The organism is Desulfurococcus sp. (assembly GCA_026626905.1).
Classification (GTDB): Archaea; Thermoproteota; Thermoprotei_A; order Sulfolobales; family Desulfurococcaceae; genus Desulfurococcus.
Genome location: JAPNUX010000003.1, coordinates 125,733 through 139,409, shown reverse-complemented (window position 1 = coordinate 139,409; position 13,677 = coordinate 125,733). Strand labels below are relative to the sequence as shown.

The window sequence follows — 13,677 nt, the reverse complement described above, 5'->3', positions numbered from 1 at the left end:
CACCCCTAGATCTTAAGCTTGCTCAGCACCTCCTCCATGAAGACTAACGCCTTCTTGAATGCCTCTAAGCCTCTCTCGGACACCGTGTACACGGCTTCATCTCCTCTCTGCCTCCTGGTGAGCACTCCGTCTCTAACCATCCTGTAGATAGCTGTGTAGACTGTTATTGCGGGAGGATTGATCCCAAATCTCTCTCTAAGCTCGATTTTTATATCGTAGGCTCTCATAGGCTCACCTTTATCTAAGAGTATTTTAACCACGTAGAGCCAGAGGTTCTCGACTGTCAGCTTCCTAGTCAGCCTGGAGTATGCTTTAGGCTCAGGCAAGATTCTGCACCACGTATTTGTGATCACAAATACTCTGGTTATTAAGCATTTCACCAGCCAGGATCACGCGACTATCATTTTAACCCTGCTTCCCCTCATCTATAGCGTAGAGCCTGCAAGAGAGGGTTAAGGCTTGGAGAGGCTGTGCGGCTGGATTATACGTAAGGCTAGAGTTGGAAGCGTCCTCATAGTTGAAGTCAGCTGGAGTGGAAGTGTTAAGCCTAGAGTCCTTGTCTTCAAGGAGGATCGTGATAGAGAGATGTTCAAGCTCGCAGACTCCCTTAGCGTGGGGACTGCTATATGCTTTGAAGGCGAGGTATCCCAGGCTCAGAGAAGCAAGCGTGGAGTTGAATACGTTGCTGTGAAGCTAGAGGTTTACGGTGAACCCAGAGCACCCCTACCCGTCGATACTGTCGGCAAGGTTCCAGCTCTACTTGACACGAGAGTAAAGTACAGGTGGCTTCTAGCAAGAAACCCTGTTGAGAGAGCTGTCTTCAGGATTAGAGCCAGCATGCTTAAAGCTGCGAGAGAGTACCTTGAATCAAATGGATTCATAGAGGTGAATACTCCTAAAATTGTTGCCGCTGGCGCTGAAGGAGGAGCAACCCTCTTCAAAATCCAGTACTTTGAGAGAGAAGCCTTCTTAAGCCAGAGCCCCCAGCTATACAAGCAGATCCTCATGGCTAGCTTCGAGAGGATATACGAGATAACACCCTACTTCAGAGCAGAGAAGTTCAATACCACAAGACACCTCAACGAGTCATGGGGTATAGACGTGGAGCAAGGCTTCATAAGAGGCGTAGAAGATGTACTCGACACCCTCGAGAACCTTATAGCATACATAATAGAATACGTGTCCAGGAACAACCGTGAGGAACTAGAAGCTCTCGGAGTAGAGTTAAAGCGACCGGCAAGACCCTTCAAAAGATTAAGATTCAAGGAGGCTATAGATATACTTAGCAGCGAGGGAGTAGAAGTCTCAGAAAACGAGGATCTAAGTGATCAAGCTGAGAGAACACTTGGAGAGATAATGGCTGAGAAAGGTTACGATTTATACTTCATAGTAGGCTTCCCGTGGACTTCAACAGGCTTCTACTACATGAGGGAGGATGATAGAGTACACACCAGGAAGTTTGACTTAGACTACAAGGGGTTAGAGGTAGCAAGCGGCGGGCAGAGAGAACACAGGTACGAGAGGCTTGTTGAAGCTTTAAGAGATAAAGGGTTGAAGCCAGAAGACTTTGAATTCTACCTTGAGGCATTCAAGTACGGTATGCCACCCCATGGAGGATTCGGTCTAGGAGTTGAACGACTACTCATGAGGATGCTAGGCTTAGAGAACATAAGGGAAGCAATAATGTTCGTTAGGGATAGAACAAGGCTTGTACCATAGCCACTAAATACTATCCAGTCTCTAGTAATGGATAATGCTTCAGGGACACAGATTGCACTCCTGCCACGAACACCTAGTGGATCAGGTTTATAAGATCGTTTAAGATCAATTATACTAGGGGCAGCCAGATACCCTTGGACTCCGCCGCCAGGCAGCCCGGCTAGATGATTGATTAATTGCTTCAATCGTGTAGCTGGGCGCAGCCCAGGCGGGTCCGTAAAGGGGTATCCGTGGGTTGAGCCTGGCTAGGATACCCTGGGGTAGGCTACAGCCTTCTTCCACACTCCATTCTACAATGCTTTAAGACTTAGAGTTAGTATTAGTGAACGTATTTATTACTGGGTTTCTATGACCAGAGGTGTCGCCGGGGTTTACCGTGAAGGCTCAGCTGACACTTAGATTTAAGCGCAGGTGCCTCAAGCGGCTTACAGCTACTACTGTTATCGTGGTTTTCGTGACGCTACTTGTACTTCAAGCTGCAAGCTTAAGGATCCCTCTAGCTGGGTACAATGCTAATGTAACTGTAAGCTATGAGAGAGTCTACGTATGGGTTAATGTAAGCGGCTTGATAACCCCACCCTACCAGCATCTAGTAGGCTCCAGCGGGGTCTTGAATGCAAGCCTCGTAGTAAATAAAACCTCCATTCCACTGAACGTGGAGGTGGTGGAGGGAGTCTACATTGTAAGCTATGAGGGGGGAGTACTCTTCGATCAAGGCAGTATTGAGAATACTTCGCTTGCAACAGGTGTAGTGCTTAATACAGGGTTAGCAGGGTATTCACCGTTCAAGCCTTTAATTGTCGAGTCCGCCGGCCCTGGACGCTGGCTTCTCACCTTCTACTCACCATACCTGCTTAATGTGACCGCTGAAATCTCTATTCTCCCCGTTAACCCTGCTGTTAATGTAAGTAATAGAGGAGGATTAGCCTACACAGTAATCATAGATGTATACGGGTTGAATGCTACTGAGAGATACAGTATTCAAGTGAAGCCTTACTCCACTGAAACATTAAGAGTAGATTCAACCGGCATACCCGTGGTCACCGGGCAGTTTGCATCGTGGGGTCCACTAACGCTTACAGTAGAGGATGGAAGACTCACTATAGATTTAAGCGGGAACACCGTGCTTATAGCAGTAGCAGAGATTCTAGTAGCTGTGCTTGCAGCAGCACGGTTATGCACAGTTAGAGATTCTTCTTCGAAGAAAGCAAGGAGAAAGAGGAAGTAGCGGGGGGTGGATTTGAACCACCGACCTCGGGGTTATGAGCCCCGCGGGCTACCTGGCTGCCCTACCCCGCTAGCCAGCCCCGCCGTATACAGGTCATGTTTTAAGGGGTTATAAGGTTTTGGAGCTGGATCCCCATTATACTCATCTAACTCTGTTATCGAGTGTACTATTAGCCATTTATTTCACGTAAAGTATAAATATAATCCCTGCTTGATATTATGGTTTACGGCTCGCCGCCGTAGCTCAGCCTGGTGGAGCGCTGCCCTGGTAAGGCAGAGGACCCGGGTTCGAATCCCGGCGGCGGCTCTCCACGTATGCTTAAACTGCTCTGTCCTCTCCACGATCTTCTCAGTACTTTAGGATCTCAGTGTACCCGTCTTCTAGTAGAGCTTTCTCAAGGCTTGTGAATGCTTCAAGCGGGCTTCTGTATCTTCTATCCGGGTTTAAGCTCACTGTTCTCAGCAGATACTCGAGTATTCTGGGGGGCACAGTATTCTGGAGGGCTGCTACATGGGATTCAAGGCGTTGTGAGATGAGCCTGTCTATTACTGTGAAGCCGGCTTCAACTCTACCGCTTTGTACTGCATCTCTCAGTATTCTCTCAACGTTTTCAGCGTACTCCTCTAGCCCTGGTTCTACTGATGTATCTACTTTAATATTGTGTATTACCTTAAGTACCAGCTTGTTGAGCTGGAGGTATTCGGGTACAGGTCTACCTAGAAGAGTATTTAACGCGAGCATTGATACCATGAACGCGTTGCTCGTTGAAGCTAGCCTCCTGGTGGCGAGTGATAGTGGATCCAAGGTTTCAAGACCCCTGTAGAGCCCTCTGTAAAGCGAGTCTAGCCTCTGGATTGATGTTGGGTTAGCTAGCACTGGCTTACGGCCTAAGGGTTCACCTGGATCCTCTGTGATTACAATGTCTACTGGCCTGAGAGTATTAAAGCCGAAGCCGGCTAGATTCATGTGGGCTGCGAGCCCTGTCATTCTGTGGAGCACGAGTAATATGCTTGCTAGATCAGTTTTACTGGGTAAGCTCTCTCCTTCAAGGAATGATGCTATCACTAGTGGGGGGTTTTCAAAGTATTCTCCCCCATTCCCGAGGCCCGCTATCACTCCCCTGCTCTCCAAAAGATACCTTGTAAACCGGGATAGCTTCTCAACGACACCTGGCTCAGCTATCTCAGTGCTTATCTGACCGTACATGCTGGGCTTCATTAACTGGTAGCTTACAGCATCTAGGGCATTTAATAGTAGTGTTGTGAAGGCGCTGAAGGCTTCAGGCCTTGGTACTATGAGGGTGAATCTGTTGCCGTGCTGGTCGCGGGCCTCCAAGCTGAATGTAAACTCGTCTTCTCCTAGTAGCCTGGTCACCTTGAAGCCGTAGATAACTCTATCCGTCCACATCTCTGGGGCTGCAGCCTTCTCGCTTAAAGCTTCCTCGGCGAGCACTCTTAGATCACCTGGTAGGTCGTCGGGAGCTACTAATCCAACCGCCATAGTGCAGAGGGATCCAGGTGTTGAAACCAGTGCTTGCAGCTCCCTGAAGGCTTCTCTTCCTTTACTGACTCGCCCGGCAGCCTCCTCTAGAATAGCTAGTATCCTACTTCCTGCTAGCAGTATTCTGAATAGTATTCTTCTATCCCGCCTGATAATCGAGTACGTTAACCCTTTTCTCTCCTCGAGGATCCGCGTACCGGATTCAACAAGACTCTCTAGTATCTCACTGCATGAGAGTAGTTTCTCCGGCTCTACAATGCTTACTTTTCTTACTAGTAGTGCTAGATTCAAAGGCTCTGAGAGAAGCTCGCTCGCTTCATTCAACCGCCTATAAATCTGTAAATGGGGGGTCAAAAGCACGTCCACCAGCATTAAAATAAGTGATCGGAATAATTTAAAGCCTTGAACCAGCTTTTTAATCAGCTACCCCGGTGGCAGGGATGAGTATAGCTGAAGCCTCTAGGAGAGTTGCAGGAGAGTTAAGGAGGATGCTACTAGAGTACTATGGTGAAGCCTACTACAGCACGGTGATTGGTGAGGGAGTCTCAGGTGACGAGACAAGACGCATAGATATTGCTGCCGAGGAGTATGCTGTCGACTTATTCAGAGGGTCAGGGTTAAACCTGTGGGTGGTTAGCGAGGAGAGAGGAGTGTACAGGCTGAGAGAGAAGCCAGACTACATTATTCTTCTAGACCCCTTGGATGGAAGCCTCAACTATGCTATGCAGATACCCTTCTCAAGTATATCCATAGTAGCCTATAACGCAAGTGAAACTATACCATTAATCCATGAAGCCGTCTACGGTATAGTCCAGAGTGTTTTCAGCGATGTAAGAGTAGAGTATGTTGATGGAAAAGCACTCCTTAATGGAAGAGTCTTCGAGAAGCGGGTCGAAAGGAGAAGGATTCCAGTAGTCTCAGCCTACCTTAATAACACCGGGGAGCTAGAAGCTCTCCGTAGAGCTCTAGCCGATCCTGCCGGAGGCTTAAAGCTGAGGATTATGGGTTCAGCATCCCTTGAAGCCTCACTATCTTCTCTCGGTTTAATTGACTACTTTGTATCGCTGACAGGCCGCTTAAGAAACATTGATGTCGCGCTAGCTATAGCCCTTGCCGTTAAGCTAGATAGTGGGATCCTAGTGTATCCGCCGCTAGAGGAGTTAAGAGTAGATGATGTTAAAGTTATTAGAAAGCTTATAATAGGCCCTAGGGAGGGCATGCCTTTAAGCCTTGGTGAAGGGTTTCAGGGCGGGCAGTTAAGCTACTAGCAACGGCTTAAGCCTCCCCGATAATACTCTCGCACCCTTCTTGGTGACTACTACGTTCTCCTCCATTCTAACCCCGTACCTACCATTGAAGTAGACACCTGGCTCCACAGTAAAAACCATTCCTGGCTCGAGTACTGTAGTACTCCCTTCTCTCAGGTATGGGGGTTCGTGTACTACTACACCTATACCGTGACCTAATCCATGAATGAACTTATCGCGTAAGCCGTGCTTCTCGAGTACTCTAGATGCTACTTCTGCTACCTCACCTGCTTTAACCCCCGGCTGGATGTAGTCTACTGCCTCCCAGAGTGCCTCTTCAACAGCCTCAAGACTCCTCTTCTCCTCAGGGCTCGGCCTGCCGTGCACTATCATCCTCGTTAAATCACTACACCTACCATTGTATTTAACGCCTACGTCAACTAGTATTAGATCCCTTCTACCAAGCCTTAAACTACCGGGGAGGGTGTGCGGGTAGCTGTTGTTCGGCTTGAATGCAATTATCGGCTCAAAAGCATACTTCTTCACTCCTTCTCTCCTCACTCTCTCCTCGAAGAAGCCTGCTAGCTCTGTCTCTGAGACTCCTTCACTAATGTTGTCTAGTAGTGTTCTCACACCTTTGATCGTTATTTCCACCGCCCTCTTGATCGCTTTGATCTCCTCACTATCCTTGATCATCCGCTGCCTCCACAGATCCTCTGAGACGTCTACTACTCTCTCTCCTAGAGGTACACTTGTTAAAGCCGCTACTGGGCCACGGATTCCGTCAACTCCAATCCTGCTGCTTGACTCAACTATCTCTTTTACAACCTCCTTCAACTCCTTCTCAGCTATTCTAGCATCACTAGGCTTCAAGCTTCTTGATAGAGCGTATACCTCCACGCTTTCCGGTAGTAGACTCCTATACCTATAGTATTCTAGTAGCGGCGTGTATAGTCTTATCCCGCCGTCTCTAGAGACGTGTAGTAGTAGTGTGGCGTCAGCAATTGACTCTACTCCCGTGTAGTATTCCACGTTGTCGGGTGACGTCACGAGGAGATCCTGGAGTCCTCGTGCCTCTAGGACTTCCAATAGCTTCTCCAGCCTCAACTCTACCACCGTCTACAGAGTCTGCTTTATTTAGAGTGAAAAGATAATATAGCTTACGACTACTATTAGAGCATGTATGGCACTGTAGGGTGGTGAACTCTAATGGCTAGAGAGGTTAAATGCCCTAGAGATGGCAACACCATGCTGTTAATCCTGGAGTCCGAGAAGCTGAGTGATGGAACTGTGAAAGCCTACTTCACCTACAAGTGCCCGGTGTGCGGCTTCAAGATTGAAGCTGAGAGAATAGAAGTTGCGCGTGGAGAGGAGGCTTTAAGCGTTAAGAGGATTATTAGGGTTCCAGCGTGAGTAAGCAGCCCGTCCTCTCCTTTTACTCTGCTGGATTACAGTTAATGCTGTACTCTACTGTGCAGCGTGCTGGCTAAACCCTTCTTTACTGGAGTATACAGCTTCTCGAGGAGCTCGTCGACTGAGCCCTCCAGCTTTAACTCTCCTTCCTCAAGGTAGAATGCGCTATCACATATACTCAACGCTACCCCTATGTCGTGTGTTGCTAGAGCTATAGTCTTACCCCTATTCTTCAACTCGACTATGAGGTCGGCTAGAATCATTCTTCTACTAGCATCTAGGTTCGCGAAGGCTTCATCGAGTGCGAGGAAATCTGGGTCTACTACAATGGCTCTCGCGATAGCGACCAGCTGCTTCTGGCCTGCTGAAAGGCCTGCAGCATTCTTCTCTAGGAGGCTGCTGAGACCTAGGATACCTGTGATAGCTTTAATCCTCTCATCGGCTTCCTTCTCGCTAACCCCTCTTAACTTGAGGCCTAACGCTATATTATCGCGTACAGTACCCTTAAGCATCACGGGTTTCTCGTGCACGTAGACAGCTCTCCTCCTATGTAGAGCGGTATCAGTTCTCCAAGGGTCTACTCCATCGTAGAGCACTACCCCCTGCTCCGGCTTGTATAGGAGGGATGCTATTTTGAGGAGTGTTGTCTTACCTGAAGCATTAGGGCCTAGTACTGCATAGCATTTTCCAGGCTCCATCTTCAAGCTTATATTTCTTAGAGCCGGCTTCCCCCTAGACTCGTAGCTGTATGATACCCCTTGCATCTCTACTTTGACGCCCATTTAGCATCCACCAGCACCCTGATCATTGAGAGCCCGATTATAATGAGTGTTAGAGATAAACCTAGGAGTACGGCATACTCGTACTCACCTAGCGATGTAGCTAGCGCTATGGATGTCGAGATCACCCTGGTAGACCCCTTAATGTTGCCTCCTACGACTAGCGCGACCCCAAGCTCTCCGATAGCCTTAGAGAAAGCCATCACTACACCTGATAGAAGGCCTGAGAGAGACTCCCTGAATACTATGAGAGCAGCCTGTCTACTCGTAGCGCCAAGGCTTAACGCAAGCTCCATGTAGCTTGAGACTCCAGCGGTAAGTATACGATAGGATACCGCGACTAGAAGAGGAGTCACCAGCACTGACTGCCCTATCACTATAGCCCACGGCGTGTAGAGGAGGTTGAGGAATCCTAGAGGCCCCCTTCTACTCAGCAGGAAGTAGAGTAGGAGGCCTATGAGGACTGTGGGTACTCCGACAAGAGCATCCATCACGTATACAACTGGCTTCTCACGCTTTGATACCGCTAGAATATAGGCTAAAGGTATACTCCATGAAACCGCTAGGAGGGTGGCAAGACCTGAGACCCATAGGCTTCTAAAAAATACTATGAGAGGAGGCTCTAGAATAGACTCCATTCTCAGCCGCCTTCAGCTATTTTTTGCCAAGTTGCAGCTAGCTCAGCAAGCTTATCTGATGCAGGGTAGAATAAGCTGCCCCCGTACTCCTGGACACCGAAACTTCTTATTAGCTCCTGTCCTTTACTACCCGCTATGAAGTCTATGAAAGCCTTTGCCATATCTCTCTCCCTACCCCCGCAGCTTGAGACAAGGTATGCACTGTAGATGTTTATGAGGTTTTCATCCCCGCTGAATAATTCCTTTATGCTGGGTATCCTCCCCTCCTTCTTATACTTGAGGTAGGTTCCAATATCGCTGAGAGTATAGGCTCCTCTCTCATCTGACATCACAAGGGTCTGACCCATTCCCTGACCAGCCTCGATATACCATTGCTTGCCCTCAGGGTTTAATCCAGCTTTCCTCCACAACTCTAGCTCCTTCACATGCGTCCCCGAGTTGTCTCCGCGGCTAATGAACAAAGCTTTCCCTGCCTCGCCGGCTGCATATATCTTCTGGAATGCTTCAATAGCGCTCTTAGCGCTTCCCACACCTGCTGGATCGCTGGAGGGCCCTACTATTATGAAGTAGTTGTAGGCGAATATCTTCTGGTACTCGATTACCCCGTCGCTCATATATGTTCGCTCAAGGCTTGGAGCATGCACTAGGACGAGGCAGGCATCCCCGCCAGCCGCTCTCTTCAATGCCTCCCCAGTCCCCACTGGAATGAAATCTATTACAACATTGGGATTTATCTTACGGAATTCGCCTGCGAGAGCGTCGAGGAGGCCTGTCTGGTAGAGGCTTGTTGTAGTAGTAGCTCTAATGTGGAGTGGCTCGCTCCCCGCAGTCAACTTATAGTATGCTACACCTGCTACCACCGCGATAGCTACGACTGCTACTGCTACAAGCAGTTTAGTCCGGGTGTCCACATGCACACACCTCGTTACCAATTTTCCGATAACGAACAATAGTATTTATATTTTTACGTTCTGCTTACTTAGCCAGCTATAATCTCCCCGATGTCCTCGCTTATAGTGTAGCCGTGGAGTCTTCCAGCTATAACTGGTGCCTGCTTCTTTAAGGCTTCAATGAACTGTCTGCCGGCTTCTTTTTCAAGGAAGCTTCTAGCTACTATGAAATCGTAGTGCTCTAGCCATATTGGAGTGTACTCTAAGCCGTAGGCTCGGGCAGCCTGCTCTATGACTACTCCGATGTCAGCGCTACCGTTAGCTACTTCCTCGGCGACCTCTAGATGAGTTTTAACTTCTCTCTCGTAGCCTTTAATCCCTGCTATAGCCTCCTGTAGTGGTATACCTCTTCTCAAAGCTTCTTCTTCTATCAGGTTGTCGAGTAGAGCTCTAGTGCCGGAGCCTTTCTGCCTGTTCACGAGTCTCAGCTCCCCGCTGAGTAGCTTCTCGATAGCTTCATCTCTACTCAATGGTCTCCTCGAAGCAAAGCCTATACTCCTCAGGTATCCTTTCACGAGGACTGCAATAGGCTTCAAGCCCAGGGATTCGTAGAAGGGCTTATTGTATTCCCTGCTCCTCTTATCGTATAAGTGCAAGCCGGCTAAGTGGGCTTCACCCATGAGCACAGAGTATAATCCAGCTGTGGATCCAACCCAGTAGGCTTCGATCACTAAACCCTTCTCTCTAAGCCAAGCGATAATATGGCTTAGAAGCAGGTCGTGGCTTGAAGCAGCTATCCAGCCTTCAAGCCGCCCTCGTACACCTGCAAGCTCAGTGAAGGGGGCTGCACCGAGAAGCCTATGATATGCTGACTCATACCTCCTCAGTAGCTCTAATCCAGCCTTGGTGAGACGGGCGCCGCCTCTCTCCCTTCCACCACGCCAGGCTTCAACCAGCTGGACTTCCAGCTGTTTTTCCGCTCGGGCGATCCTCTCCCATACACGCGAGTAAGGTATCCCTAGTATCCTGCTAGCTGAAAGCATTGAGCCTGTCTCCTTGACAAGGTAGAGTATCTCCGCTAGCTCCCTGTCGGCGACTTCAACCCCCTTATAGTAGAGTGAGAGCTTAACCCTGGGCTCTAAGCCTGCAAGCAAAGCCTAACCCCGGTTCAACAGTCAGGGAAACGTAAGCTCTACGAGGGTATTAATAGATGATTCCCAGACTGCTGAAAGCTAAGCCTCCACTTTCAGCTTAACACCTGTTATTTTTTTAGGGTCTAACCACTGAATACATGGATGGGTAGGTGAGAGTAGATTGCAATGCTTAATGGTGGTAGATTTTGATGAAGGCTTTGATAAGAAGGGTTTCAAGGAGCAGTGGTGGAGGCGAGGAGGCTCTAGCAAGACTATCAGAGTACGCGAGGATGAGCATTGATGAGGTACTAGTAAGACTGGGGAGTGATAGAGAAGGGCTTACACTTGAGGAGGCTGAGAGAAGACTTAAGGAGTATGGAGCTAACGAGGTAGTCCGCGAGAAGCCAGCTCCCTGGTACATTTACTTCCTGAAGGCTTTCATTAATCCATTCACAGGCATACTCCTCCTCATAATACTCGTATCCTATCTAGCCGACGTCCTCTTCGCCCCGCCTGGGGAAAGAGATTGGAGCACTATTATCATTGTCTCAGCGATGATTGTAGTCAGCGGAGTCATCTTATTCCTCCAAGAGTACCGTTCAATCATGGAGGCCGAGAAGCTTAAAGCTATGGTTAGCACTACTGTGGCAGTTAAGAGAAGAGATATTGGTGTAAAGGAGGTTAGAGTTGAGGAGATAGTCCCCGGGGACATAGTGTACCTTACAGCAGGAGACATGATTCCAGCTGATATAAGGATTATATCCTCCAAGGACTTCTTCGTCAACCAGGCTATCCTGACAGGTGAATCAGAGCCCGTGGAGAAGTATCCTGAGTTAAAAGAAGAGAGGAAGGCTAAGCATCTAACAATATTCGATCTCGATAACATATGCTTCATGGGAACCAGCGTAGTCAGCGGTACAGCGGTAGGTGTTGTAGTAGCAACAGGCGAGCACACATACCTCGGCTCCATGGCGAGGAAACTAGTGGGATTAAAGACTGTGACAGGATTCGAGAAGGGTGTTAGCGAAGTAAGCAAGCTCTTCATTAAATTCATGGTTGTAATGGCTCCAGTAGTCTTTATACTCAACTTTATAACAAAGAAGAACTGGCTTGACGCGCTCCTATTCTCCCTAGCTATAGCTGTCGGGCTAACACCCGAGATGCTTCCACTCGTAGTCACAGTCAGCCTAGCTAAAGGCGCTGTAGCAATGGCTAAACGTAAAACCATTGTGAAGAGGCTTGACGCAATCCAGAACTTTGGAGCAATGGATGTTCTCTGCACTGATAAAACTGGTACTCTAACAGCAGGTAGAATGGTTCTAGTAAAACACTTGAATATTAAAGGAGAGGAGGATGACAGAGTACTATTATACGCCTTCCTTAACAGCTACTTCCAGACAGGCTTGAAGAACCCGCTCGACCTGGCAATCCTAGAGTACGGTGCTGAGAGAGGAATAAAAGGAGTGGAATTAGAAAAAGTGTACAAGAAGATTGACGAGATACCATTCGACTTCACTAGGAGGAGGGTCTCTGTTGTAGTAGAGAAGAGTAGTAGCGGTGGCTTGAAGAGAGAGCTTGTAACCAAGGGTGCGGTAAGAGAAACTCTCTCTATATGTAGCCGCGTCGAGTACGAGGGGAAGGTTATCCCGTTAACCGAGGAGTTGAGGAAGCAGATAATGGATACCGTGGAGAAGCTACATGAGGATGGAATGAGAGTGCTAGCTGTAGCTAGGAGAGAAGATGTACCCCCGGAAAACGTGTTCAGTGCAGCTGACGAGAAGGATATGATACTAGTTGGATTCCTCGCGTTCCTAGACCCCCCGAAGGATACCGCTCCTATTGCAGTTAGAACTCTAAGAGATCACGGTGTAGAAGTAAAGGTTCTCACAGGGGACAACGAGATAATAGCAGGTAAGGTTTCAGCAAAGGTTGGAATACCTGTGAGGAAGGTTGTTGTAGGCGATGAAATAGAAGGCATGAGTGATGAAGAGCTGAGTAAAGTAGTAAGCGAGGCTACAGTCTTCGCTAGAATAACGCCTACACAGAAGATGAGGATAATTAAAGCGCTACGAGGGAAGGGGCATATAGTGGGATTCATAGGGGACGGAGTGAATGATGCTCCAGCCATGAGGGAGGCTGATGTATCTATCTCAGTGGAAAACGCTGTCGACATAGCTAAGGAGTCAGCTGACATGATACTCTTAGAGAGAAGCTTAATGGTGCTGAAAGAAGGAGTAGTTAAGGGGCGTGAAGCATTCGGCAACATCGTGAAGTATATTACTATCACTGCTAGCTCTAACTTCGGCAATGTATTCTCAGTCCTCGTAGCCAGCGCCTTCCTACCATTCCTCCCAATGACTCCAGTACAATTCCTCTTCCTCAACTTAACCTACGATCTCATGATGACACTGATACCCTGGGATAGAATGGATGAAGAATACGTTAGAAAGCCGAGGAGATGGAATGCCTCGAATATAGGGCGATTCATGGTTTGGTTTGGGCCTTTAAGCTCGATCTTCGATATAACAACCTATACTTTAATGTTCTTCGTGGTAGGCCCACTGGCTACCGGGGGGTCCTATTTTACTCTAAGCGAGCCCTTAAAGTCGAAGTTCATCTCAGTCTTCCAGACAGGTTGGTTTATAGAAAGCCTGTGGACACAGACCATGGTTGTAAACATGCTGAGAACTGAGAAGATACCGTTTATCCAGAGCAGGCCTTCGAAGCCACTACTCACTGCTATGCTAGTAGGCTTAACACTTGAAACAATCATGCCGTTCACCCCGCTTGGAGCAGTATTCGGCTTTACTCCTCTACCACCATTATACTTCGCGATAGTGCTAGCTCCAGCTGTACTAGCATACCTAGCCTTAGCACAGTTCGTAAAAACTATATATATAAGGAGGTATGGCTTCCTCTACTAGCCTGACATCACAGAGAGTACTCCCGGAGTAGTATTCCTCTAATTCTTTTCTTCCAGCTTACCGCTAGCTATTCCAGGAACTTGACGACTACTCTTTCCATGGATGTTCTACACTATTCTTCTCCTCAGTTTCACTGGTGATTAAGCTAGTGTAGGTTGAAGAGCTAGGTTTAAAATGGTTTCCATATGTGCTTGGCTGCCTGTAAT

Annotated in this window: 12 protein-coding genes and 2 tRNA genes; 6 read left to right on the top strand and 8 right to left on the bottom strand. The window is 48.2% G+C overall.

Annotation, left to right across the window (positions count from 1 at the left end; genetic code table 11):
- Nucleotides 1-5 precede the first annotated feature (5 nt).
- Nucleotides 6-326: a helix-turn-helix transcriptional regulator gene (locus OWQ48_02780; GenBank protein ID MCY0868139.1), complete on the bottom strand. Its 321-nt coding sequence runs from the start codon at nucleotides 324-326 to the stop codon at nucleotides 6-8.
- 133 nt (nucleotides 327-459) lie between these two features.
- Between OWQ48_02780 and aspS the strand changes: the two genes are divergently transcribed.
- The gene (gene aspS / locus OWQ48_02775; protein MCY0868138.1) at nucleotides 460-1,719 is read left to right on the top strand and encodes an aspartate--tRNA(Asn) ligase; all 1,260 of its coding nucleotides are present in this window, start codon (nucleotides 460-462) and stop codon (nucleotides 1,717-1,719) included.
- A gap of 376 nt (nucleotides 1,720-2,095) precedes the next feature.
- Complete coding sequence (locus tag OWQ48_02770) at nucleotides 2,096-2,947, top strand: hypothetical protein (protein ID MCY0868137.1); 852 nt, start codon at nucleotides 2,096-2,098, stop codon at nucleotides 2,945-2,947.
- Here the strand turns inward: OWQ48_02770 and OWQ48_02765 are convergent.
- Nucleotides 2,945-3,018, bottom strand: a tRNA-Met gene (locus tag OWQ48_02765). The genes OWQ48_02770 and OWQ48_02765 overlap by 3 nt on opposite strands.
- A 161-nt stretch (nucleotides 3,019-3,179) precedes the next feature.
- Between OWQ48_02765 and OWQ48_02760 the strand changes: the two genes are divergently transcribed.
- Nucleotides 3,180-3,253, top strand: a tRNA-Thr gene (locus OWQ48_02760).
- A gap of 42 nt (nucleotides 3,254-3,295) precedes the next feature.
- Here the strand turns inward: OWQ48_02760 and OWQ48_02755 are convergent.
- On the bottom strand, nucleotides 3,296-4,771 hold the full coding sequence (locus OWQ48_02755) for a protein kinase (protein MCY0868136.1): 1,476 nt from the start codon (nucleotides 4,769-4,771) through the stop codon (nucleotides 3,296-3,298).
- Between the two features lie 116 nt (nucleotides 4,772-4,887).
- Between OWQ48_02755 and OWQ48_02750 the strand changes: the two genes are divergently transcribed.
- A complete protein-coding gene (locus OWQ48_02750) occupies nucleotides 4,888-5,715 on the top strand; it encodes an inositol-1-monophosphatase (GenBank protein ID MCY0868135.1) in 828 nt (275 codons plus the stop codon).
- On the opposite strand, the gene OWQ48_02745 is transcribed toward OWQ48_02750, so the two are convergent.
- The gene (locus tag OWQ48_02745; protein MCY0868134.1) at nucleotides 5,704-6,801 is read right to left on the bottom strand and encodes a Xaa-Pro peptidase family protein; all 1,098 of its coding nucleotides are present in this window, start codon (nucleotides 6,799-6,801) and stop codon (nucleotides 5,704-5,706) included. The genes OWQ48_02750 and OWQ48_02745 overlap by 12 nt on opposite strands.
- Before the next feature lie 102 nt (nucleotides 6,802-6,903).
- On the opposite strand from OWQ48_02745, the gene OWQ48_02740 reads away from it, so the two are divergent.
- Nucleotides 6,904-7,107, top strand: coding sequence for a hypothetical protein (locus OWQ48_02740; GenBank protein MCY0868133.1), 204 nt, complete (start codon nucleotides 6,904-6,906; stop codon nucleotides 7,105-7,107).
- A 41-nt stretch (nucleotides 7,108-7,148) separates the two neighbouring features.
- Here the strand turns inward: OWQ48_02740 and OWQ48_02735 are convergent, their stop codons facing one another.
- The 4 genes from OWQ48_02735 to OWQ48_02720 form a co-directional block, all read right to left on the bottom strand.
- The gene (locus OWQ48_02735; protein ID MCY0868132.1) at nucleotides 7,149-7,889 is read right to left on the bottom strand and encodes an ABC transporter ATP-binding protein; all 741 of its coding nucleotides are present in this window, start codon (nucleotides 7,887-7,889) and stop codon (nucleotides 7,149-7,151) included.
- Nucleotides 7,874-8,524, bottom strand: a complete 651-nt coding sequence (locus tag OWQ48_02730; GenBank protein MCY0868131.1) for an ABC transporter permease — start codon at nucleotides 8,522-8,524, stop codon at nucleotides 7,874-7,876. Before OWQ48_02730 ends, OWQ48_02735 begins: the two co-directional genes overlap by 16 nt.
- Nucleotides 8,525-8,526: 2 nt before the next feature.
- Nucleotides 8,527-9,435 carry a substrate-binding domain-containing protein gene (locus tag OWQ48_02725; GenBank protein ID MCY0868130.1) on the bottom strand — a complete coding sequence of 303 codons (909 nt, stop codon included), beginning with the start codon at nucleotides 9,433-9,435 and terminating at the stop codon, nucleotides 8,527-8,529.
- Between the two features lie 68 nt (nucleotides 9,436-9,503).
- Complete coding sequence (locus OWQ48_02720; GenBank protein ID MCY0868129.1) at nucleotides 9,504-10,568, bottom strand: LysR family transcriptional regulator; 1,065 nt, start codon at nucleotides 10,566-10,568, stop codon at nucleotides 9,504-9,506.
- Nucleotides 10,569-10,756: 188 nt separating this feature from the next.
- On the opposite strand from OWQ48_02720, the gene mgtA reads away from it, so the two are divergent.
- Nucleotides 10,757-13,471 carry a magnesium-translocating P-type ATPase gene (mgtA, locus tag OWQ48_02715; GenBank protein MCY0868128.1) on the top strand — a complete coding sequence of 905 codons (2,715 nt, stop codon included), beginning with the start codon at nucleotides 10,757-10,759 and terminating at the stop codon, nucleotides 13,469-13,471.
- Nucleotides 13,472-13,677: the final 206 nt, after the last annotated feature.